The following is a 20,701-nucleotide window of genomic DNA, read 5'->3' as shown; positions in this document are numbered from 1 at the left end:
TTCGTTAATCGCTCGGCTGGGTAGAAGAATCGTTTAAGTGGGTGAGTTGTTGTCGGACAAATGCCCGATTATGCTGATAGGTAAAAATCAACAGGGTATCTCCTGCTCTTAAGATCGTGTCACCGTTCGGAATCACCTGTCGTTCGCCACGACGGATGCCTACCAGTAAGGTATCCGGTGGCCAAGCTAAGTCCCGGACCTGCCGTCCAGCAAGCCCGGCCCCCTCATTAACGGGAAACTCCAATTGATCAGTTGGCCCATCTGACTGGGCCTTTGCGGGAACCACCATTTGTTGCAGCATGGCTTCATAAATTGGTGCCCCGCCCAAAACATCAACCGTAATGTAAGCCACAATTGCCACCACTGCCAGTGGCATTAAATGTTGAAGCGTGCCCACCATTTCAGTGATTAATAAAATTGCTGTAAATGGCGCCTTGGAAATACCGGCAAAATAACCAGCCATCGCATAAATCATAAAATTAGCCACATACATAGTCGGTAACCAACCAACAGCAACAAAGCACCGCGCGCCAATAGCGCCCAACAATGCGCCTAAGGTTAAAATGGGCAGAAAAATACCGCCCGGTAGCCCCGAGCCATAGCTAATCGTCGAAAAGACAAACCGGAGAATAAAATAACCAATTAATGGTACCAATAACGGTGTTTGCTGGGCAAACTGGACAATCAATTGATTACCGCCACCTAAAGTAATCGGCCACCAAAGTCCCACTGGAATAACCAATAAAAAGGGGATGATTCCGTCAAACTGGCGTGGCAGCCAAGTTAATCGGCCATACCACTGGCCAACACGGAGCGTTACCCACTGGTAACCATAGCCTAGCCCGCCTAAACCGATCCCCAATAGGAGCAACAGGCCATAATACTTCAGCGGTAGGGCCTGCCGATAAACAATATGTAACACCGGCGTCAATCCAAAAATTTCGTTAGACACGAAGTTGGCAACAACGGCACTTGTCAGTGATGTGAGCCATACTAACGTTGAAAAGTTGTGATAAACTTCTTCCAAAATAAACAAAGTTGCCGCGATTGGTGCGTTAAAAGCCGCGGAAAGTCCCGCGGAAGCCCCGCTGGCTATCATCAAACGACGCCGACTGCCACTAAAACCTAGCCGGTCTGCCAACCCCTGAGCCACGGTACCACCCAATTGAATTGATGGCCCTTCGCGTCCCAAGAATAGCCCGGACCCAATGCCTAAAATACCACTAACAAATTTCTTCCAGAGGACTGGCCACCAAGTATAGTCAAATTCACCAGCCAATTGCCCTTCAATTTGGGGAATTCCAGAACCTTTAATCATCGGTGTTTGTTTGACCCAATGACCAATCATAAGTGCCATTAACACCAATAGAATCGCCCAGGGAACTAGTCCCCACGGATGCTGACCCAACCAGCCATAGACTGCCTGAACCAAGCTTAAAAGATGTTCAATAATCAATCGGAACGTACTAACGACAATTCCGGCAAATAACCCGACTAAACACCCCAAAACAATGGCATTTAATCGGGTTAGATCATGCTGTGTTCGTTGCTGATGTTTCATGAGTCGCTTGCACCCCCACTAGTAAATAAATGTCTATTTACCAGTTTAGCACACATATTTCTAAGAATAAAAACGAATTCGCCGATAGACAACGTATCCTAAACATCCCCCAATACCGGCGAATCCCCACCAACTTGCGGCACTTGCCCGTTCGTTGGTCTGGGGCAGCCGACGAGTTGCATGGAGTGTTGTCGCCTTAGCTGTTGCAGTATCAGAACTTGGCACGGACGCTCTGACTGTCCGTAATCGCGACGTCTGTGTATTCCGTACCCGGCGATGATTGTCCCTAAATTCTTTAGGTTTGGTCATAGACGGTGAGCGTAGGACTTGTTTTGCTGCTTGAGTCGTCGGAATGGACTGCCACCAATCACGCGGAGCTTGATGACCAACCGAAGCCGAGGGACGAACTGGCGTTGGCTGTTTAGTTGGCTTATCTCCTGTCGCTCCAACAGTCGTCTGATCTAAAATGGGCTGCGGCATTGGTGTCGGGGTCGGCTGTGGCATCGGCAAGGGACTTGGTTGCGGTTTGGGAATATCTGGCGTTGGCGGTTCAGGTGTTGGTTGTGGCTTGGGAATATCTGGCGTAACTGGTTCAGGTGCCGGTTCAGGTGCCGGCTTTGGTGGAGTAGGTTTATCCCCACCAGATGGCGTTTCGGCGCCCGTCACTTTCTGAACCCCAATGGTCCACGTGTCTTCCGGCAGTAACGCAAATCGTTCAGCGACTTGCGAGGCCGCCAGTTGGTACCCGGTTGGTGCTGTGATATAGACGAGTCCACCAATTTGCAACGGTGCCTTTGATTCACGCTGACTGACAACGGTCTTTTGTTCATCAACGAAGCGCAAATGAACTTTGGCCACGTTGTATGCCATCGCTACATAGCGAATTATTCTAGCGCTACTACCTGGACGATCGGCCGCAGGTGGTATATATAGCGGTTTTAACTGTGATAACTGGGGGTGCCCGGGAAATGGTTCCCCCGGAATCACTTGCTGCTTAACCGTCGCAAAGACACGTGAAGCTTTAACGCCCAATTCATCACGCGCTTCAACTTTATACATGATCTCCAACTCGTACGGTTCAGCAGCCTGAGCGCTCAGGCTCTGACTTCCCCAAACCATTCCCGTTAAGATCACGGCTAGGTGACGCACTATTCGGTGCCATTTCATCATCAATTCCTCCCTCGTTAGCAATAACTCCGTAGAAATTAAGACTAGGCATGCCAAACAACAAAAAAAGAAGCAAACCCATCACTGAGTCTGCTTCTTCATTTTCACTTTGGCTTACTTGTTGACGATGGCCATCCGCGCATCTTCATCCAAGTTGTAGAAGGAGTGAATCCCCTTGTATTCGGAAGTCTTACCTAATTGGTCTTCGATCCGCATTAATTGGTTGTACTTAGCGATCCGTTCGCCACGGCTCATAGAACCAGTCTTGATTTGACCAGCGTTCAAAGCAACAACCAAGTCAGCAATCGTGGTGTCTTCAGTTTCACCAGAACGGTGAGAGATGACAGCCGTGTAACCAGCTTGCTTAGCCATTTCAACAGCTTCAACCGTTTCAGTCAAAGTTCCGATTTGGTTCAGCTTGATTAAGATAGAGTTACCAACGCCCATCTTGATCCCCTTAGCCAAGTAGTCCGTGTTCGTAACGAACAAGTCGTCACCAACCAATTGAACCTTCTTGCCAAGACGTTCAGTAGCCATTTGCCAGTCTTCCCATTCGTTTTCATCCAAAGGATCTTCGATAGAAACAACTGGGTACTTGTCAACGATGCTTTCAAGCAAGCTAACGAATTCTTCGGCCGTGTATTCTTTACCGTCACCAACTAATTCGTACTTCTTCGTGTCAGCATTGTAGAATTCTGATGAAGCACAGTCAAAGGCAATGGCAACATCCTTACCGGGTACGTAGCCAGCGTTCTTGATTGCTTCAACCAAGATTTCAAATGGTTCTTCGTTGTTCTTCAAGTCAGGGGCAAAACCACCTTCGTCACCAACGGCAGTAGAGTAACCCTTTTCGTTCAACAAGTTCTTCAAATTGTGGAACGTTTCTGAGCCCATCCGGATAGCTTCCGTAACAGACTTAGCACCAACAGGCATAATCATGAATTCTTGGAAGTCAACCTTGTTGTTGGCGTGCTTCCCACCATTGATAACGTTCATCATTGGTGTTGGTAAAACATGACCATTGAACCCGCCTAAGTAGTTGTACAAAGGTTGGCCTAATTCGTCAGCAGCAGCACGGGCAGCAGCCAATGAAACACCTAAAATGGCGTTAGCACCTAACTTACCCTTGTTTGGTGTACCGTCTAAGTCGATCATAGCTTGATCGATGGCCCGTTGATCAGTCACATCGTAACCAATGATTTCCTTGGCGATGATGTTGTTGACGTTATCAACAGCCTTAGTAACACCCTTACCCATGAAACGACTCTTGTCGCCATCACGAAGTTCTACGGCTTCATGTTCACCAGTTGAAGCACCAGAAGGAACAATCCCTCGGCCCATTGCACCGGCTTCAGTGTATAGTTCAACTTCAACAGTTGGGTTACCACGAGAATCTAAGACTTCGCGTGCGTAAATATCAGAAATAATAGACATTTTTGTATTCTCTCCTTATGAGTGTTTGGCTTCACGGGAACAAAACGACAATCCCATGTTTCATTCTATAAGTTTAACTTTGAACTTTCAATCACATTTTGACCGAATTACAAATTTTGGTAGTTAGCCAGCTGAATAAATGAGGTTTCATCCAAACTGGAACCACCCGCTAACACACCATCCACATTTGATTTAGCCATCAAACCGGCAATATTATCTGGCTTCACACTACCACCATACAATACCCGCACACCGTTGGCCAAATCATCCGAGTAGATGTCAGCTAGTGTCTGCCGAATCAAATAACAACCCTCTTCGGCCTGATCAGATGATGCTGAGGTGCCACTACCAATCGCCCAGCTAGGTTCGTAAGCAACGACGATCTTAGCGGCATCTTCGGCACTAACCCCTTTTAAGGCTGCTGAAACTTGATTAACGACCCAATGGATCTTTTCACCAGCAGTTCGCCGACCCATCGTTTCATCACAACACAGAATAGGTGTCATGCCGTTACGAAAGACCGCTTGCACCTTACGATTAATCACATCATCGGTCTCATTAAAGTACCGGCGACGTTCCGAATGACCCACGATCGTGTAGGGAATCCCCATTTCATGAAGTGCCCGTGGGCTGGTTTCTCCCGTATAAGCCCCTTCATCTTCGTAGTAACAGGTTTCTGCAGCAACTCGCAGTGTCCCTTCAGCATTGGCATCCAGCATCGTTTGTAAAAACAACGCTGGCGCCGCCACGGCCGTTTCAATAACATCTGCCTGCGGTAATTGACCCTGTACGGCATCGATGAATTGACGTGCCTCAGTGACCGACTTATTCATTTTCCAATTACCAGCAATGAGTGGTATTCGCAACCTCATCCACCCCTTCTAAATAATAAATTGATTACGCTCCCCATCTTACCGAATTCCCGCCAGATTAGCCAGCGAAGACCCTTTATTGGTAGTAGCAATCACAACAAAAAGCCATGGTGACACCCACCACAGCTCTTCATTAATTTATTTGTCAGAAATTGCAGCAATTCCTGGTAACGTCTTACCTTCAAGGTATTCCAGAGAAGCGCCACCACCAGTAGAAATGTGGGAAAGCTTGTCAGCAACACCAAGTTGTTGAACAGCAGCAGTGGAGTCACCACCACCAACAATGGTCTTAGCATTCGTCAACGTACCCAAGAACTTCCCAATTTCCAAAGTTCCTTCGGCATAGTTGCTCATTTCAAAGACACCCATTGGGCCGTTCCAAACAACCGTCTTCGCATCCTTCAAGACATCCTTGAATTCAGCAACTGACTTAGGGCCGATATCCAAAGCCATGTAGCCATCTGGCACGTCGCCTTCGACTGTCTTATGTGGTGCGTCGTTGTCAAACTTCTCAGCAACCACGGAATCAACTGGTAAGACCAACTTGTCGCCGGCCTTGTCCAAGATTTCCTTAGCTAAGTCAATCTTGTCCGTTTCAACCAATGAATTTCCAATCTTCATCCCCTTGGCAGCGTAGAAGGTGTAGGTCATCCCACCACCGATAAGAATCTTATCAGCTTTAGCCAACAAGTTATCGATAACACCGATCTTATCAGACACCTTGGCACCACCTAGGATGGCAACAAATGGGTGTTCTGGGTTATCAACAGCACCACCGATAAAGGTGATTTCCTTTTCCATTAAGAAACCAGCAGCCGTTTGGCTCATGTTAGAAGCGATACCGACGTTAGAAGCATGTGAACGGTGCGCCGTTCCAAATGCATCATTAACGAAGACATCACCCAATGAAGCCCAGTACTTGCCCAGTTCAGGGTCGTTACCAGATTCACGCTTAACGTTTTCGCCATCCTTGACATCTTCATAACGCGTGTTTTCCATAACCAAAACATCACCGTCATTTAAGCCATCAATTGCGTCTTCAAGTTGCTTACCTTCCGTGGTTGGAACGAAAGTGACTGGCTTGTTTAACAAGTTTGACAAGCGTTCTGCGACTGGACGCATGGACAAACCAGGCTTGTCTTCTTCCTTCTTGATCCGGCCTAAGTGGGATAAGAGAATGGCCTTACCACCATGTTCAATCACATACTTGATGGTTGGTAAAGCTGCGACGATCCGGTTATCGTTACCAATAACGCCGTCTTTGATTGGGACGTTAAAGTCGACCCGCATCAGGACTTTTTTGCCCTTTAAGTCTAAATCGGAAACTGTTAATTTAGCCAATTTGGAATCCTCCTTGAAAATATCATTTAAAAGATTACTTTCACAATATACAGCACTTATCCCAGAAATTCAAAGGACTTATGCATTTTTTAATCGACTAACAAAAACGTGGCGGAGAAATTACCTCCCTCCGCCACGTTCGTGAGTCTTATTTTAAAATGTTGAATCAGCTTGTAGATTAGAGCGTTGCAAAGTGCAATAACGTCCGAACCATGTTACAAGTGAAGCCCCATTCGTTGTCGTACCAAGCAACTGTCTTAACAAGTTGCGTGTCACCGGCAGTCGTAACTTCCGTTTGGGTTGGGTCAAAGACAGAACCATGGTCGTCGTCGATGATATCAGTTGATACGATTTCGTCAGCATTGTAACCAAAGGCTTCGTTACCTTCAGTGTGCTTCTTCATTGCATCGTTGATTTCGTCAGCAGTAACCTTCTTGTCCAGAACGGCAACTAATTCAGTCAAAGAACCATCAACAACAGATACCCGTTGTGCATGGCCTTGTAACTTACCCTTCAAGTCAGGGATAACCAAACCGATAGCCTTAGCGGCACCAGTTGAGTGAGGAATCGTGTTAACACTGGCAGTCCGGTTGTTACGCATCTTCTTGCCACGAGGGCCATCTAAGATTTGTTGCGTAGCAGTGAAGGCATGGATCGTCGTCATAGTCCCGGCCTTAATCCCGAATTCTTCATTCAAGAAGTAAGCCATTGGGGCTAAACAGTTGGTCGTGCAAGAACCAGCAGAAACGATGATGTCATCCTTGCTCAAAACGTCCAAGTTAACGCCAGGAACAACCGTCGTAACGGCACCGGCTGGAGCAGATACTAATACCCGCTTAACACCAGCATCGATGTGGGCGTGAGCCTTTTCTTCAGAAGTGTAGAAACCGGTACATTCAAGGACGAAGTCAACGCCGTCGTTCTTAACCCAAGGAATATCTTGAGCCTTTGGTTCAGCGTAAACTGGGTATTCCTTGCCGTCAACTACGATACCCGTATCCGTAGCAGAAACTTCGCCAGGGAAACGACCATGAGTTGAGTCATACTTTAACAAGTAAGCTAACATTGAGGGCGTCGTCAAATCATTGATGGCAACAACTTCGATGTCATTTGACTTGAGTTCGTGAATCCGCTTGAAAGCTAAACGGCCGATACGGCCGAAACCATTAATACCAATCTTTACAGTCATACTGTGATTTCCTCCTTCAGGAAGCAAACAAAGAATATTTTTTTAAAAAGCAGTACATGTTAAGTGTATCACTTTTTTAAAACAAAGTCAGCAGCACCTTCATCAGTAATTAACCAAGTCTGTGCTGGCGCCAAACGCATGTATGCAGCAATGGCTGTGCCCTTTTCGGCACCACCAGCCACCGCAATCACTAATTGTTTAGCGGCTAAATCGCCAATTTCCAATCCAATTCGGGGAAATTTGCTCACCACGTGGCCCTCAGCATCATAAAAATAGCCAAAGGCTTCTCCGACCGCATGGGCCGCAGCCAGATCAGCAATCACGTGGGGCGCCATCTTGCGCCGTTTGGCCATGGCAAACGCCTGACCAATTCCGTGAATCACGACGTTACTCTGCCCAATTAATTGCAACACCTCATGAATGGCTGGTTCTGCAAATAAGGGCTTATAGGTTGCTGTCGTTAACTGTTCTGGAACATACAATTGCCGAAAATCACTATTGGTCTGCTGGGCCATCTCTGCGGCAACCGTGTTAGCTTGAATCGCCGGAGACTCCCCAACACCACCACGGGCAGGGACAAACAACAATTGACGATTAATCGACAAGGCCGGTGTGAGCGCCTGGGCCACCGCTGCCAACGTATGACCGCCCATTACGGCAACTGTACTGTGTCCCGTTGGCATTTCGTCGGTCAAGACTCGGTTAGCTGCTTGGGCCATGGCGTTCAATGACCCATTAGCGGCTGTACTATCACCCGGCACAATCGTACAATGGGCAATATCTAACTGTTGCGCCAGTGTCTGTTCCCGTTGTTGCCGACCAGCCAAGTCATTCATTACCGGTGCTAAGCCCTGCAAAACGCGTTGCCCAGCCGCCGTAACTTGCATGCCTTTGACCGACATTTGAATGTAGCCCAAGCTAGCTAAGGCATCGGTTGTTGTTCGCACGGTTCGCTCCGAACAGGCCAGATTAGTGGCTAGCGTCCGGCGACCAACCGGTTGAAGGTTCGCAACGCCCTGTAGGATACGGAAACGGCTGGTTAGCTTTGTAACCATTTGAGGCATGATGGCCTCTACCCATTGCCAATCCTCATGCATGTCGGTAACCTCCTAGTGGGACGACGTCCGACCAGCGGTGGCTAATTATCGCCCACCCTGACCAAAAATTTAAGGCCAACTTCCGCCAACCTTTAACGACTACTAGTATAAGCCCCACCCCGCCCTTTAGCAAGTGATTAACCTGGAGAATTAATGGAAGCCTTTACATGATTAAATGCCGAAAATTTGCACAAAAAAAAGCCGAGATCATCCTCTCGACTTACCGATGCGCCCGGAGGGAATCGAACCCCCATTTCAAGAACCGGAATCTTACGTGCGATCCATTACACTACGGGCGCATTACAACAACACCTCAACTACTATAACTGATTTTGGATAAAAATACAAGCCAAATTCTGCTTTTTTACGTGGCTAATCATGCTATAATGACGACATTAAGTTTTGGTGGAGGTTTCATTTATGACGCGACACAAAACATTTCGCCTCGTGGTTGATGCACTATTAATGGCGATTGTACTTTTGCAAAATCTGGTCCCGTTTCTTGGATATATTCCTTTTGGCCCCTTTAGTATGACACTAATCGGTCTCACTGTTATTGTCGCTGGGAGTGCTTTAGGTCCACGCGACGGGTTGCTCATCGGTGGCTTCTGGGGACTTATCACCTTTGTTCGGGCCTTTACTTGGCCTTCTAGCCCCGTGGCACCGTTAATCTTCACTAATCCACTGATTTCCATTTTACCCCGTTTGCTGATGGGACTTGTGGCTGGTAGTCTTTATCTTTGGGGACGTCATCGACAGTGGTCCATGCGCCAAGCTATGCAAGTCGCGGCTGGTTGTGCCGCACTAACCAATACAGTGTTAGTTTTAGGGTTGGTCTTTTTATTTTATCAAACGCCTGCTGTTGCCACAGCTTTCGGCGCCACGGGTAACCAAACATTGGGGTATGTTTTGATGATTTCACTTTTCACTAACGGTATTCCTGAATTAATCTTGGATGTCCTTGTAGCCCCATTAATTGCAATGCCATTACGGCGACAATGGGAGCGACTTAAGCCACAGACAACCAAGTAACTGCGATGATTTCATCGCAGTTTTTTGGCAACAAAAAAAGCCGCAACGTCAACAACGTCACGACCACTGATGCGCCTGGAGGGAATCGAACCCCCATCTCAAGAACCGGAATCTTACGTGCGATCCATTACACTACAGGCGCAAAACAACATCGGTGCTTTTGAGCACTTAATTACTATACCCGATGCTGAATATAAATTCAAGTGGCTGGGTAAATATTTTTCAATTTCCCATTAAATGTAGATAATCGTCACCCCACCAAAACTCACCTTGCCGGTAATTGAAACAGCAGGCGCCTCGTTCTGGGCTTCTTGAATCCCCTTTTCCTCCACCGTACCAAAATTAACATCAACATTCGTCTTCACGTTCCACGTTCGGGGAATGTATAATTCGGCACCGCTAAACGACGTCTCTAACACAATTGACGCACCAGCCGGGTTGAGCTGCACCTCATCAAAATACACTTTGGCATTGCCCATAGATACCTTAATCACTGCCTGACGAAAATCCGGGGACTGAATGTAGCGAATGCTACTGCTCATGTTAACGTCCACCACGGCATCTTGATCACTGATACTTTCAACATCATCATGATTTTCCGCCCAATGATGATGCCATTCCTGGCGGTTAACATACGCGTGATACCAACGCGGCTTAATGATTAACGACAGCCCGATCGTTAACAGCAAAGCCGCTCCCAAAATCGTCCACGGCGCCAAGGCAGCAATACCTAAGGGCCGAGCAAAAATAATCGCCAGAAATGCTAGAGAAAACACCATCCCCGGTACCGCTAAGTGAATTAAGCTAGCCACAAAACCCGCCACTAAAAACATCGCAATGACGATCGTCCAAAAGCCAATATGCAGGCTAAATAATCCCAATTGACTGACGACCAAAATACCGGCCGCCAGGACTAAGAAAATACCCCAAAACCAATTTCGTCGCATAATTGTTACCCCTTTCGTTCCAATGCTAATTTCAATGCTTGATAATAACGTCGTGACACGTACAACTGCTTGTGCGAGTGCTTAAACCGAACCAAATTACCGGTAACTGATTTAGTTAACGAAAAAATCTGTTGTCGGTTCAGGATTGCCGATTTGGAGACTCGTTGAAAGTTGGCTGGTAATTCATCTGCTAGCTCGTATAGGCGCTGGCGCGTATTAAAAACCTGGTCCGCTGTATGAGCCATGACTTGATGATCGGTAGCCTCAAAAAACAAAATATCCTGTAGCGCAATTTGGTAATTCTGCCCGCGTTGACGTAAGGCTATCTGCTGATATTGTGGCGTAGCATTTTGAAATGCCGTTGCCAATGCATTAGCAACCTGTGGACTATTGGCCCGAATTGTAATCTCTGGCTCATTGGCCTGATCATCAACTTCCAATCGAATCTTCAAATCTTCACCCCCTATTGCTACGTTTAAGTTAACCATATTGCTTCAACAAAGAAAATGATTTTACCGTAACTGGTTCGTTTTCCCCCGTAAGTGGTCAGGGACTGACAGAATACGTGACCTTTGGACAAACTCTGTTATGATAATTCTAGTCAATTGGCTGTCAGAATTAAACGAAGTGTTTTTGTTTGACCTACTCTGACCTTAGCGGTACACTAACATCATGTTAGCTATCGCTAGCCATTCAAATGTAAAAGGGAGGCTACCTTGTCATGAATTTAGTACCAACAGTTATTGAACAATCATCCCGTGGCGAACGGGCCTATGATATTTATTCACGACTATTAAAAGACCGGATTATCATGTTATCTGGTCCAATTGAAGATGACATGGCCAACGCCATCATCGCGCAGTTACTCTTCTTGGATGCCCAAGACTCAACCAAGGACATTTCACTCTACATCAACTCACCTGGTGGTGTCGTTTCTTCCGGCTTGGCCATCTATGATACCATGAACTTCATCCAATCTGACGTGCAAACGATCACGTTAGGGATGGCAGCTTCCATGGCAAGTGTCTTGGCTTCATCTGGGACTAAGGGCAAGCGTTTTGCTTTGCCTCACGCCCAAGTGATGATTCACCAACCATCTGGTGGTGCCCAAGGACAACAAACGGAAATCGAAATTGCTGCTCGTGAAATCTTGAAGACCCGTGAATTGATCAACAAGATTTTAGCAGAGAATTCCGGTCAACCGATTGAACGCCTCAATCAAGATACTGAACGAGACAACTACTTGAGTGCTCAAGAAGCGGTTGATTATGGATTAATTGACCACATCATGACCAACAGTAGTGAACAAAAGAAGTAGTGATTAACCCCAAAAGTGTCGTCATTCGACGGCGCTTTTTTTGCGTTTTTGGGGGCCACATACTAATGCCAATTACGACAAAAAGACCAGTCAATCGTTTAAAACGATTGACTGGTCTTTTAACTAGGCCGTAGCCTCTTCACGTAGTTGCTTAGCGTAATCATTAATTTTACGTAACCGGTGATTAATTCCCGATTTTGAGATGGGACCACCAGGAACCAGATCCCCCAACTCTTTCAAGCTTACTTCTTTATGTTCTAATCGGGCCTCTGCCACTTCTCGCAGCTTAGTTGGTAACTGGCCTAACCCGACAGTAGCATCAATAAACTCGATATTATCAATCTGACGGGTTGACGCATTAGCTACCTTGTCTAGATTGGCATTTTCACAATTAACTAACCGGTTGACCGAGTTGCGCATGTCCCGCATAATCCGGACATCCTCGAATCGTAGCATGGCCGTCGTCGCGCCAATTAGCGAAAGAAAGTCCGCAATCTTTTCGGCCCCTTTGAGGTAGGTAATATATCCACTACGACGAACGATGGTCCGCGCATTTAGCTCATAGCGATTCATCATGTCAGCAATCACTTGATTGTGTTCTTCATACAAAGAATAAATCTCCAAATGATACCGGCTGGTTTCTGGATTGTTCACAGAACCACCGGCTAAAAACGCGCCGCGTAAGTAGGACCGCACCCGCATATCATCATCCAAAATTTCGTTAGGAACCGATTCCAGCAGCTGCATCCCGTCAAAAATCCCAAGATCGGAAAGAACCTCTGTAACGCCCGTTTTGACCCGAACGATGTAGAGATTATTTTTCTTGAGCTTCATCTTTCGCCGAACCAGTAGCTCACTTTCCAAATCATAAAACTGTTTGAGCAATTGATACATTCGGCGGGCAATCGCTGGATTTTCTGTCTGCACGTTCAAGACAAAATGCCGATTAGCAAGTCCCAAAGCACCGTTCATTCGAATCAGTGCAACGAGTTCTGCTTTAGCATTTTCTCGGTGGACCTCCAACGTGGTCAATTCCTTTTTTACTTCACTGGCATACGACACCGTTAAGGCCTCCCCTTCATTCGATAACGCGGCTGACCAATCAGGTTCAAGAGTTCACGCACGACCTCTTGCCCGTTGTGAAAGGCCCCATTATCACGTAATTGCAAGAAATCGGTTGAAATGACCCGACATCCCTGATCACGTAACCCTTGAAAATCATGCCGTACCGGTTGGGACATTTCATCCCACCGCTGATAGTCAATGTACTGATCTGGCACTTTACGCGTGTTAACCAACACCGTATCAATAAAGTTCGCATCCAAATGGTGGTTAAGCACCCGAACATGGTCAGCATCGGAGAAACTTTCGGTTTCCCCTTTTTGGGTCATGATATTACAAATATAGACAACCTCAGCAGCACTATCTTTGACCGCCTGACCGACACTATCAATCATTAGATTGGGCAAAATACTGGTGAATAGACTTCCGGGGCCCAAAACAATTTGGTCCGCATTCATGATCGCATCAATGACCGGCTGAACGGCCTGCGGTTGCTGGTGGTGATTACTGGTTTCAACCCACACACGTTTAATCAGCTTATGAGCCGCTGTAATTTCCGATTCACCACTTAACGTACTGCCATCGGCAAATTGCGCGTGTAACTCCAATGGTTCGTTGGCGGCAGGATAAATATGCCCATTAACTCGCATAAGTTGTGACAATTCTTGAACTGCATCAAAGATGCCCCCTTTCATTTCTGAAAGGGCTGCGATAATCAGATTCCCAATCGCGTGACCGGCAAAAAAATCATCTGTGGTTTCAAACCGATATTGGAACAATTCTTTATAAATATCAGGAATTTCCGCTAACGCCACCATGACGTTACGAATATCACCAGGCGGCACCACGTTTACGTAATGCCGAATGATGCCTGATGATCCGCCATCATCGGCCACCGTCACGACAGCCGTGATGTCCACATTCTGGTCCCGTAAATTGCGTAAAATGACTGGCAATCCGGTCCCTCCGCCAATGACCACAATCTTAGGTCGGCGGCTAGTCAGTTCTCTCATGAGCGATTAGCGGACTCCTTTCTCTTTTCAATATCCCGATGGGTCACGTGCACCGGGTAAGTGTTACCAAGGGCTTGCCCCAATCGTTGCGTTAACGCAACTGATCGGTGTTGACCACCCGTACATCCAATTGCAATGGTTAAGCTGGATTTTCCCTCTTGCTTGTATCCAGGAACAATCGTCGTCAGCAGACCCAAGAAACGTTGATAGAACTCTTCCGTTTGTGGTTGATTCATAACATAGTCATAGACCGGTTGATCCATTCCCGTTTGATTCCGCAGCTCCGGTAAATAATACGGGTTAGGTAAGAACCGCACGTCCATGACAATATCGGCATCAATAGGTAATCCATATTTAAAGCCAAATGACATCAATTCAATATGAAAGGCTTGGGTTGTTTCTGTTTCGTAATTATGGAAAATTTCTTCGCGGAGCTTTCGTGGGCTTAACTTCGTAGTATCAATCACCAACTGAGCAGCTTGGCGAATTGGCGCTAAGAGTTCTCGTTCACGCGAAATACCTTCAAGGACCCGGCCATTCCGTGCCAATGGATGGGAACGTCGTGTTTCTTTGTAGCGCGAAACCAATTCAGCATCGGAAGCATCTAGGAACAAGACCTGCGCATTCATGGTTCCGTGAACCGCCACGTCATTTAACATCCGCACGATCTCATCATAAAATGCCCGTGACCGCAAATCGATCACCAAAGCAATTTTACTTAATTTACCGGATTCACGGACTAAATCCCAAAACTTCGGTAATAGCGAAGGCGGCATGTTATCGATACAAAAGTAACCTAAATCTTCGAAGCTTTGCATGGCAACGGTTTTCCCCGCCCCACTCATCCCAGTGATGATCACCAGGCGAATATCCTCAGTCATGGCACTTCCGCTCCTTTTTGAAAACAATCTTTATGCAGTATAGCACACCGGGCGTGTCTTTTCCTAACAATTCCCTTAAATCTACTGAATTTTTCCACAAAAAAACGCTATGATGCGCTAACAAGCACACACCATAGCGGTTTAATTTAGGAGCGACTCCGGGCAATCGCAATCCAGATCGCATTAATTCCAAAGACAATAAAGAACATGGCAATCAACCAGTTTAAAGATAGCGCCGCAATCACGGGATGGATAAACAACATAATCCCTAAGATCAGGCTGATGACATCTAGAATCACTGATAACCAGAAGAATCCGCCACCGAAATCTCGTAAATGACTGGCAACCAATAGTCGTTCAATAGAATCAAAGATAAACCACAGCGCAAACAAGTAGCCTAACGTTACGATTGCGCTATTCATATCAAAGAAGAAAACGACTGCAATTAAAATATCCAGAATACCTAAGACTAACGCGAAGTTAGCCCGGAACCCCGTTACATCTCGCAATTTTTTATATCCGGCGATCGTGGTCAAACCACTCAACAAAGCCATCACAGCAAAGATAATGGCTAAACTTGTCAATCCAATCTTAGGGGATCGTAAGAGGCCACCGGCAGCCACAATAAATAAGATACCGAGGATAAATTCTCCCCAGTCAAAGCCCCAACGGGACCGATTCATATTAAACATCGTCTGCATCTCCTCACAACACCGGTCACATGACGACCGGTTTTCAACTATTGTACTGGTTTTTTCCAGTTCTCACAAGGGGGGCAGGACTACTAGCCCGACCAAGTAGACCTAAAAAAGGCCATGACTCTCGCCACGGCCCCATCTTTAACAATCTATGCTTGCTGATCTGCTTCTGTCCGTTGCCGGTCCCGTTCTAAGACTGGCTTCAAATACTGACCAGTATAACTATTTGTGACTTGTGCTAATTCCTCTGGGGTACCTGTTGCCACAATATTACCCCCAGCTTCGCCACCCTCCGGGCCTAAATCAATCAGATGGTCTGCGGTTTTAACGACATCGAGATTGTGTTCAATGACTAGTACCGTATTACCTTTATCAACGAGTCGATGCAAGACCACCAGCAGACGTTTAATATCATCCGCATGTAACCCGGTGGTTGGTTCATCTAGGATATAGAAGTTTTTCCCGTTTTGTTGCTTGTGCAATTCCGACGCTAATTTCATCCGTTGGGCTTCGCCACCAGATAATGTTGTCGCTGGCTGACCTAATTTTACATAACCTAAGCCAACGTCTTGGATGGTTTGCAACTTACGCGTAATCTTAGGGATTGCTTCAAAGAATTGAAGCGCCTCACTGACAGTCATATCCAAGACATCAGCGATGTTCTTCCCTTTGTATTCAACTTCCAACGTTTCAGAATTGTACCGGGTTCCATGACAAACCTCACAGGGGACATAAACATCTGGTAAAAAGTTCATTTCAATCTTTAAAATACCATCACCATGACAGGCCTCACACCGGCCGCCCTTAGTGTTAAAGCTGAAACGTCCCTTTTGATAACCCCGCAACTTGGCATCGTTAGTTTGAGCAAAGAGTGTCCGGACATCATCAAAAACACCGGTATAGGTGGCTGGATTACTCCGTGGTGTCCGCCCAATTGGACTCTGGTCAATATCGACCAGTCGTTCAATATTCTTTACCCCGGCGATACTCTTGAACTTTCCGGGCTTTTCCGAGTTATTGTTAAGCTTTTGCGCTAGTGCCCGCTTCAGAATCGTATTAACCAGCGTTGATTTCCCAGAACCAGAAACCCCCGTCACCACAACAAACTCGCCCAATGGAAAATCAACCGTGATGTCTTTGAGGTTATTTTCAGCAGCCCCAGTGACCCGAATGCTTTTGCCATTACCCGTACGTCGTTCTAACGGGACTGGAATATACTGCTTACCCGACAAATACTGCCCAGTCAGTGACTTACGTGACCGCATGACTTGCTTCGGTGTTCCGGCAGCCATGACGTGACCACCATTCTCACCAGCCCCCGGGCCAATATCCACAATATAATCGGCAGCGCGCATGGTGTCCTCATCATGCTCCACCACAATCAACGTATTGCCGAGATCACGCATCTGTTTTAGAGAAGCAATTAACCGATCGTTATCGCGCTGATGAAGACCGATAGACGGTTCATCTAAAATATACAGCACACCAGAAAGATTCGACCCGATTTGAGTAGCCAAGCGAATTCGCTGGGCTTCACCTCCAGACAAGGTTCGGGCTGACCGACTCAATGTCAGGTAGTCCAGCCCAACGTTACGCAGGAAGGTCAAGCGATCCTTAATTTCTTTTAAAATCGGTTGGGCAATCACTTGGTCTTGTTCACCAAAGTTCAGTTCCTTAAAGAAGCCCAACTCCTTATCAACTGGCAAGTTGGAGACTTCACCAATGTGTTGGTGATTAATCTTGACACTCAATGCTTGACGATTCAACCGATAACCATGGCAGGTTTGACAGGTCAGTTCTGTCATATACTTACGCATCACATCGCGGGTAAAATCACTATTGGTTTCGTGATAACGCCGATCAATGTTCGGAATAACCCCTTCAAAAGCTACATCCACATCCCGAACACCACCGAAATCATTTTCATAATGAAAATGAAATTCCTTACCTTGTGAGCCATACAAGACCAAAGCTTGATCGTTCTTGGAAAGTTCTTCAAATGGCGTATCCATGTCAACATTAAACGCCGTACAAGCCTGCTCTAACAGTGCTGGGTAATATTGTGAGCTAATTGGATTCCACGGCTCTAATGCCCCTTCACGCAAGGTCTTCGTCTTATCAGGCACCACTAGGTCTAAGTCAACTTCCAACTTAACCCCCAGTCCGTCACAGTCGGGACAGGCGCCAAATGGTGCGTTAAATGAAAATAATCGGGGTTCTAACTCACCCACGGTAAAACCACAGACGGGACAAGCGTAGTGTTCCGAAAAGATCATTGGTTCGCCATCAATTAAATCGGCAATCGCATAACCACCACTTAGCCGCAATGCCGCCTCAAATGAATCAAATAGCCGTGAGCGAATCCCTGACTTGACGACAACCCGATCAATCACAATAGCGATATCGTGACTTTGGTTCTTATTAAGCTCTGGCACTGAGTCCAAATCCATGGTTTCCCCATCGACGCGAACCCGCACAAAACCTTCTCGTTGAATCTTCTCAAAAATCTTTTTATGTTGTCCCTTTTTAGCACGCACGATTGGTGATAATACTTGCAGTTTGGTTCGCTCTGGTAGCGCCAAGACTTGGTCCACCATCTGCTCAACACTTTGACTGGTAATCTCAGTGCCATCATTAGGACAGATGGGTGTCCCGACCCGGGCCCAAAGTAAACGCAAATAATCATTAATTTCAGTCACCGTTCCCACGGTTGAGCGCGGGTTCTTAGACGTGGTTTTTTGGTCAATCGAGATTGCTGGACTCAATCCATCGATAGAATCCACGTCTGGTTTATCCATCTGACCCAAGAATTGACGTGCATAGGAGGACAGACTTTCGACATAGCGCCGTTGTCCTTCCGCATATAGGGTATCAAATGCCAACGAACTTTTGCCAGAACCGGATAAGCCACTAATCACCACTAGCTTGTTCTTAGGAATCGTCACGTCGATATCTTTTAAGTTATGGGCGCGGGCCCCGTGAATCACGATCTTATCGTTTAACAAATTGTCGTCTCCTTACTCACTAATCACCAATCTCAGTCTTCATATCCATAATGGTATCGCGCAATGAGGCCGCCTGTTCAAAGTCCAATTTCTTAGCCGCTGCACGCATCTCATCTTCAAGCCGAGCAATCAACTTTTCTTGATCTTCCTTGGTCATATCTTCAAAGTCACTCGCTACGAAATCATCCTTTTCACCCGCATTGTCGTTCTTCTTTGAAACGGCAATGAGGTCCCGAATTGGCTTGATGATGGTCGTTGGCGTAATCCCATGTTCTTTGTTATAAGCGATTTGAATCTGTCGCCGTCGAGCCGTCTCATCCATCGCAGCTTGCATGGAATCCGTAACTGAATCAGCATACATAATCACCGATCCGTGTGAGTTTCGGGCCGCTCGACCAATCGTTTGAATCAACGACCGTTCATTACGCAAAAAGCCTTCCTTGTCAGCATCTAAGATGGCAACTAGTGAGACTTCGGGAATATCAATCCCTTCACGCAAAAGATTAATCCCGACTAGCACATCATATTTACCCAGCCGTAAATCCCGCATGATCTCGGTCCGTTCGAGTGTCTTAATGTCCGAATGTAAATAAGCCACTTTGATACCCAGATCCTTGAGATAATCCGTCAAATCTTCGGCCATTTTTTTCGTTAAGGTCGTGACAAACGTGCGCTCATTCTTCTCAATCCGCTGATTAATCTCGCCGACTAGATCATCCATCTGACCCATAATCGGTCGAACATCAATCGTCGGATCTAACAAGCCAGTCGGCCGAATAATCTGTTGCACCACGTGATCCGTTTGCTCGGCTTCGTACGGTCCGGGAGTCGCTGACATGTAAATAACCTGATTGATATGCTGTTCGACTTCGTTTAGCTTAAGCGGCCGATTGTCTAACGCACTGGGCAACCGAAATCCGTAATCCACTAATTGTTGCTTCCGTGCCCGGTCCCCGTTGTACATCCCCCGCACTTGCGGCATAGTAACGTGTGATTCATCGACCACTAGGAGAAAATCCTTGGGGAAAAAGTCTAATAAGGTATACGGCGGTTCGCCTGCTTGCCGACCATCCATCCAGCGCGAATAATTTTCAATTCCACTGGTGTAACCCATCTCGCGCATCATTTCAAGATCATAGGTCGTCCGCTGTTTGAGTCGCTGTGCTTCCAGTAATTTACCGTCATTTTCCAATTCAGCTAATCGCTCTTTTAGCTCGCCTTCAATCCCGGCCGTTGCTTGGGCCATGATATCATCGTTCGTCATAAAGTGGGTTGCTGGGAAGATGGCCACGTGTTCTCGGTCACCTACAATTTCCCCAGTCAGCGCATCGACTTCCCGAATACGATCAATCTCATCACCAAAAAACTCGACTCGCAGCGCCCGCTCATCTCGCGACGCTGGGAAAATTTCCACAACATCACCGTGAACCCGGAAGCGACCCCGTTGGAAATCATAATCATTGCGTTCAAATTGAATATTAACGAGCTTACGCAACAAAGCGTCACGTTCAATCTCCTGACCGACCCGTAATGAAACCACATGATTCTTATATTCGGTAGGGTCCCCTAAACCAAAAATAGAGGAAACGGAGGCCACCACGATCACATCATTCCGTTCTAACAGTGAACTCGTTGCCGAATGCCGTAACTTATCAATCTCATCATTGATGGACGAATCCTTTTCAATGTAAGTGTCACTAGAAGGCACATAGGCCTCCGGTTGATAATAATCGTAATAACTCACAAAATATTCCACCGCATTATTAGGGAAAAATTGCTTGAATTCTCCATATAATTGGCCGGCCAACGTTTTGTTATGTGACAACACCAGTGTCGGTTTATTCACGTTTTTAATGACATTGGAAATCGTGAACGTCTTCCCGGTCCCAGTGGCGCCCAGCAAAATCTGAGCCTTCTCACCGGCCTCAATGCCGTGTGTTAATTGATTAATTGCCTCCGGTTGATCGCCGGTAGGTTGATATTTTGAGACCAAATCAAAGGCCCGATCTGTTTGTCGATCGATCATGACTGGTAACCTCCTTACCCATTTTTATTCATCAGAAAAGATGGGAAACGGCTCGTTT

Annotated in this window: 17 protein-coding genes and 2 tRNA genes; 2 read left to right on the top strand and 17 right to left on the bottom strand. The window is 46.6% G+C overall.

Annotated features, from left to right (window positions below):
• Positions 1-4: 4 nt before the first annotated feature.
• The 8 genes from ACP4IT_RS08585 to ACP4IT_RS08550 form a co-directional block, all read right to left on the bottom strand.
• Complete coding sequence (locus ACP4IT_RS08585) at positions 5-1,561, bottom strand: ClC family H(+)/Cl(-) exchange transporter (RefSeq protein ID WP_011667441.1); 1,557 nt, start codon at positions 1,559-1,561, stop codon at positions 5-7.
• A 60-nt stretch (positions 1,562-1,621) separates the two neighbouring features.
• Positions 1,622-2,728, bottom strand: a complete 1,107-nt coding sequence (locus tag ACP4IT_RS08580; protein WP_011667440.1) for an LPXTG cell wall anchor domain-containing protein — start codon at positions 2,726-2,728, stop codon at positions 1,622-1,624.
• Between the two features lie 114 nt (positions 2,729-2,842).
• Positions 2,843-4,162 carry a phosphopyruvate hydratase gene (eno, locus tag ACP4IT_RS08575; protein ID WP_011667439.1) on the bottom strand — a complete coding sequence of 440 codons (1,320 nt, stop codon included), beginning with the start codon at positions 4,160-4,162 and terminating at the stop codon, positions 2,843-2,845.
• Positions 4,163-4,269: 107 nt separating this feature from the next.
• Positions 4,270-5,028 (bottom strand): triose-phosphate isomerase, encoded by a 759-nt coding sequence (tpiA, locus tag ACP4IT_RS08570; RefSeq protein WP_011667438.1) that lies wholly within the window; start codon positions 5,026-5,028, stop codon positions 4,270-4,272.
• Between the two features lie 144 nt (positions 5,029-5,172).
• On the bottom strand, positions 5,173-6,375 hold the full coding sequence (locus ACP4IT_RS08565; protein WP_011667437.1) for a phosphoglycerate kinase: 1,203 nt from the start codon (positions 6,373-6,375) through the stop codon (positions 5,173-5,175).
• Between the two features lie 178 nt (positions 6,376-6,553).
• Positions 6,554-7,564 carry a type I glyceraldehyde-3-phosphate dehydrogenase gene (gene gap, locus ACP4IT_RS08560; protein ID WP_011667436.1) on the bottom strand — a complete coding sequence of 337 codons (1,011 nt, stop codon included), beginning with the start codon at positions 7,562-7,564 and terminating at the stop codon, positions 6,554-6,556.
• Between the two features lie 68 nt (positions 7,565-7,632).
• Positions 7,633-8,661, bottom strand: coding sequence for a sugar-binding transcriptional regulator (locus ACP4IT_RS08555; protein ID WP_011667435.1), 1,029 nt, complete (start codon positions 8,659-8,661; stop codon positions 7,633-7,635).
• Between the two features lie 227 nt (positions 8,662-8,888).
• Positions 8,889-8,960, bottom strand: a tRNA-Arg gene (locus tag ACP4IT_RS08550).
• Positions 8,961-9,081: 121 nt separating this feature from the next.
• Between ACP4IT_RS08550 and ACP4IT_RS08545 the strand changes: the two genes are divergently transcribed.
• Entirely contained in the window at positions 9,082-9,693 is a 612-nt protein-coding gene (locus ACP4IT_RS08545; protein WP_011667434.1) for an ECF transporter S component, read from the top strand.
• A gap of 70 nt (positions 9,694-9,763) precedes the next feature.
• Here ACP4IT_RS08545 and ACP4IT_RS08540 read toward each other — a convergent pair.
• The 3 genes from ACP4IT_RS08540 to ACP4IT_RS08530 all read right to left on the bottom strand — a co-directional run bounded on the left by ACP4IT_RS08540 (position 9,764) and on the right by ACP4IT_RS08530 (position 11,092).
• Positions 9,764-9,835: transfer RNA gene (locus ACP4IT_RS08540), tRNA-Arg, on the bottom strand.
• 91 nt (positions 9,836-9,926) lie between these two features.
• Positions 9,927-10,640, bottom strand: a complete 714-nt coding sequence (locus ACP4IT_RS08535) for a LiaF transmembrane domain-containing protein (protein ID WP_011667433.1) — start codon at positions 10,638-10,640, stop codon at positions 9,927-9,929.
• Between the two features lie 5 nt (positions 10,641-10,645).
• Positions 10,646-11,092 carry a LytTR family DNA-binding domain-containing protein gene (locus ACP4IT_RS08530; RefSeq protein WP_011667432.1) on the bottom strand — a complete coding sequence of 149 codons (447 nt, stop codon included), beginning with the start codon at positions 11,090-11,092 and terminating at the stop codon, positions 10,646-10,648.
• Positions 11,093-11,361: 269 nt separating this feature from the next.
• Here ACP4IT_RS08530 and clpP point away from each other — a divergent pair, with 269 nt between their 5' ends.
• The gene (clpP, locus tag ACP4IT_RS08525; RefSeq protein ID WP_011667431.1) at positions 11,362-11,958 is read left to right on the top strand and encodes an ATP-dependent Clp endopeptidase proteolytic subunit ClpP; all 597 of its coding nucleotides are present in this window, start codon (positions 11,362-11,364) and stop codon (positions 11,956-11,958) included.
• A gap of 123 nt (positions 11,959-12,081) precedes the next feature.
• On the opposite strand, the gene whiA is transcribed toward clpP, so the two are convergent.
• The 6 genes from whiA to uvrB all read right to left on the bottom strand — a co-directional run bounded on the left by whiA (position 12,082) and on the right by uvrB (position 20,643).
• Positions 12,082-13,020, bottom strand: coding sequence for a DNA-binding protein WhiA (whiA, locus tag ACP4IT_RS08520; RefSeq protein ID WP_011667430.1), 939 nt, complete (start codon positions 13,018-13,020; stop codon positions 12,082-12,084).
• A gap of 2 nt (positions 13,021-13,022) precedes the next feature.
• On the bottom strand, positions 13,023-14,033 hold the full coding sequence (locus ACP4IT_RS08515; protein ID WP_015473435.1) for a gluconeogenesis factor YvcK family protein: 1,011 nt from the start codon (positions 14,031-14,033) through the stop codon (positions 13,023-13,025).
• Complete coding sequence (rapZ, locus tag ACP4IT_RS08510; RefSeq protein ID WP_011667428.1) at positions 14,030-14,914, bottom strand: RNase adapter RapZ; 885 nt, start codon at positions 14,912-14,914, stop codon at positions 14,030-14,032. Before rapZ ends, ACP4IT_RS08515 begins: the two co-directional genes overlap by 4 nt.
• 146 nt (positions 14,915-15,060) lie before the next feature.
• Entirely contained in the window at positions 15,061-15,606 is a 546-nt protein-coding gene (locus tag ACP4IT_RS08505; RefSeq protein ID WP_011667427.1) for an HdeD family acid-resistance protein, read from the bottom strand.
• A gap of 155 nt (positions 15,607-15,761) precedes the next feature.
• Complete coding sequence (uvrA, locus tag ACP4IT_RS08500) at positions 15,762-18,617, bottom strand: excinuclease ABC subunit UvrA (RefSeq protein ID WP_011667426.1); 2,856 nt, start codon at positions 18,615-18,617, stop codon at positions 15,762-15,764.
• Positions 18,618-18,636: 19 nt separating this feature from the next.
• The gene (uvrB, locus tag ACP4IT_RS08495; protein WP_011667425.1) at positions 18,637-20,643 is read right to left on the bottom strand and encodes an excinuclease ABC subunit UvrB; all 2,007 of its coding nucleotides are present in this window, start codon (positions 20,641-20,643) and stop codon (positions 18,637-18,639) included.
• Between the last annotated feature and the right edge of the window lie 58 nt (positions 20,644-20,701).

Source organism: Levilactobacillus sp. LN180102, assembly GCF_050106635.1.
Taxonomy (GTDB): Bacteria; Bacillota; Bacilli; order Lactobacillales; family Lactobacillaceae; genus Levilactobacillus; species Levilactobacillus brevis.
Note: the sequence above shows the minus strand (reverse complement) of the source record. Positions and strands in the feature narration are given on the sequence as shown.

What these genes read in the sequence shown, in the direction of transcription:
- ACP4IT_RS08580 (WP_011667440.1), bottom strand. Translation starts at nt 2,728, where the DNA reads ATGAAATGGCACCGAATAGTGCGTCACCTAGCCGTGATCTTAACGGGA.
- ACP4IT_RS08505 (WP_011667427.1), bottom strand. Translation starts at nt 15,606, where the DNA reads ATGTTTAATATGAATCGGTCCCGTTGGGGCTTTGACTGGGGAGAATTT.
- ACP4IT_RS08535 (WP_011667433.1), bottom strand. Translation starts at nt 10,640, where the DNA reads ATGCGACGAAATTGGTTTTGGGGTATTTTCTTAGTCCTGGCGGCCGGT.
- ACP4IT_RS08515 (WP_015473435.1), bottom strand. Translation starts at nt 14,033, where the DNA reads ATGAGAGAACTGACTAGCCGCCGACCTAAGATTGTGGTCATTGGCGGA.
- ACP4IT_RS08585 (WP_011667441.1), bottom strand. Translation starts at nt 1,561, where the DNA reads ATGAAACATCAGCAACGAACACAGCATGATCTAACCCGATTAAATGCC.
- uvrB (WP_011667425.1), bottom strand. Translation starts at nt 20,643, where the DNA reads ATGATCGATCGACAAACAGATCGGGCCTTTGATTTGGTCTCAAAATAT.
- ACP4IT_RS08555 (WP_011667435.1), bottom strand. Translation starts at nt 8,661, where the DNA reads ATGCATGAGGATTGGCAATGGGTAGAGGCCATCATGCCTCAAATGGTT.
- eno (WP_011667439.1), bottom strand. Translation starts at nt 4,162, where the DNA reads ATGTCTATTATTTCTGATATTTACGCACGCGAAGTCTTAGATTCTCGT.
- gap (WP_011667436.1), bottom strand. Translation starts at nt 7,564, where the DNA reads ATGACTGTAAAGATTGGTATTAATGGTTTCGGCCGTATCGGCCGTTTA.
- rapZ (WP_011667428.1), bottom strand. Translation starts at nt 14,914, where the DNA reads ATGACTGAGGATATTCGCCTGGTGATCATCACTGGGATGAGTGGGGCG.
- ACP4IT_RS08545 (WP_011667434.1), top strand. Translation starts at nt 9,082, where the DNA reads ATGACGCGACACAAAACATTTCGCCTCGTGGTTGATGCACTATTAATG.
- clpP (WP_011667431.1), top strand. Translation starts at nt 11,362, where the DNA reads ATGAATTTAGTACCAACAGTTATTGAACAATCATCCCGTGGCGAACGG.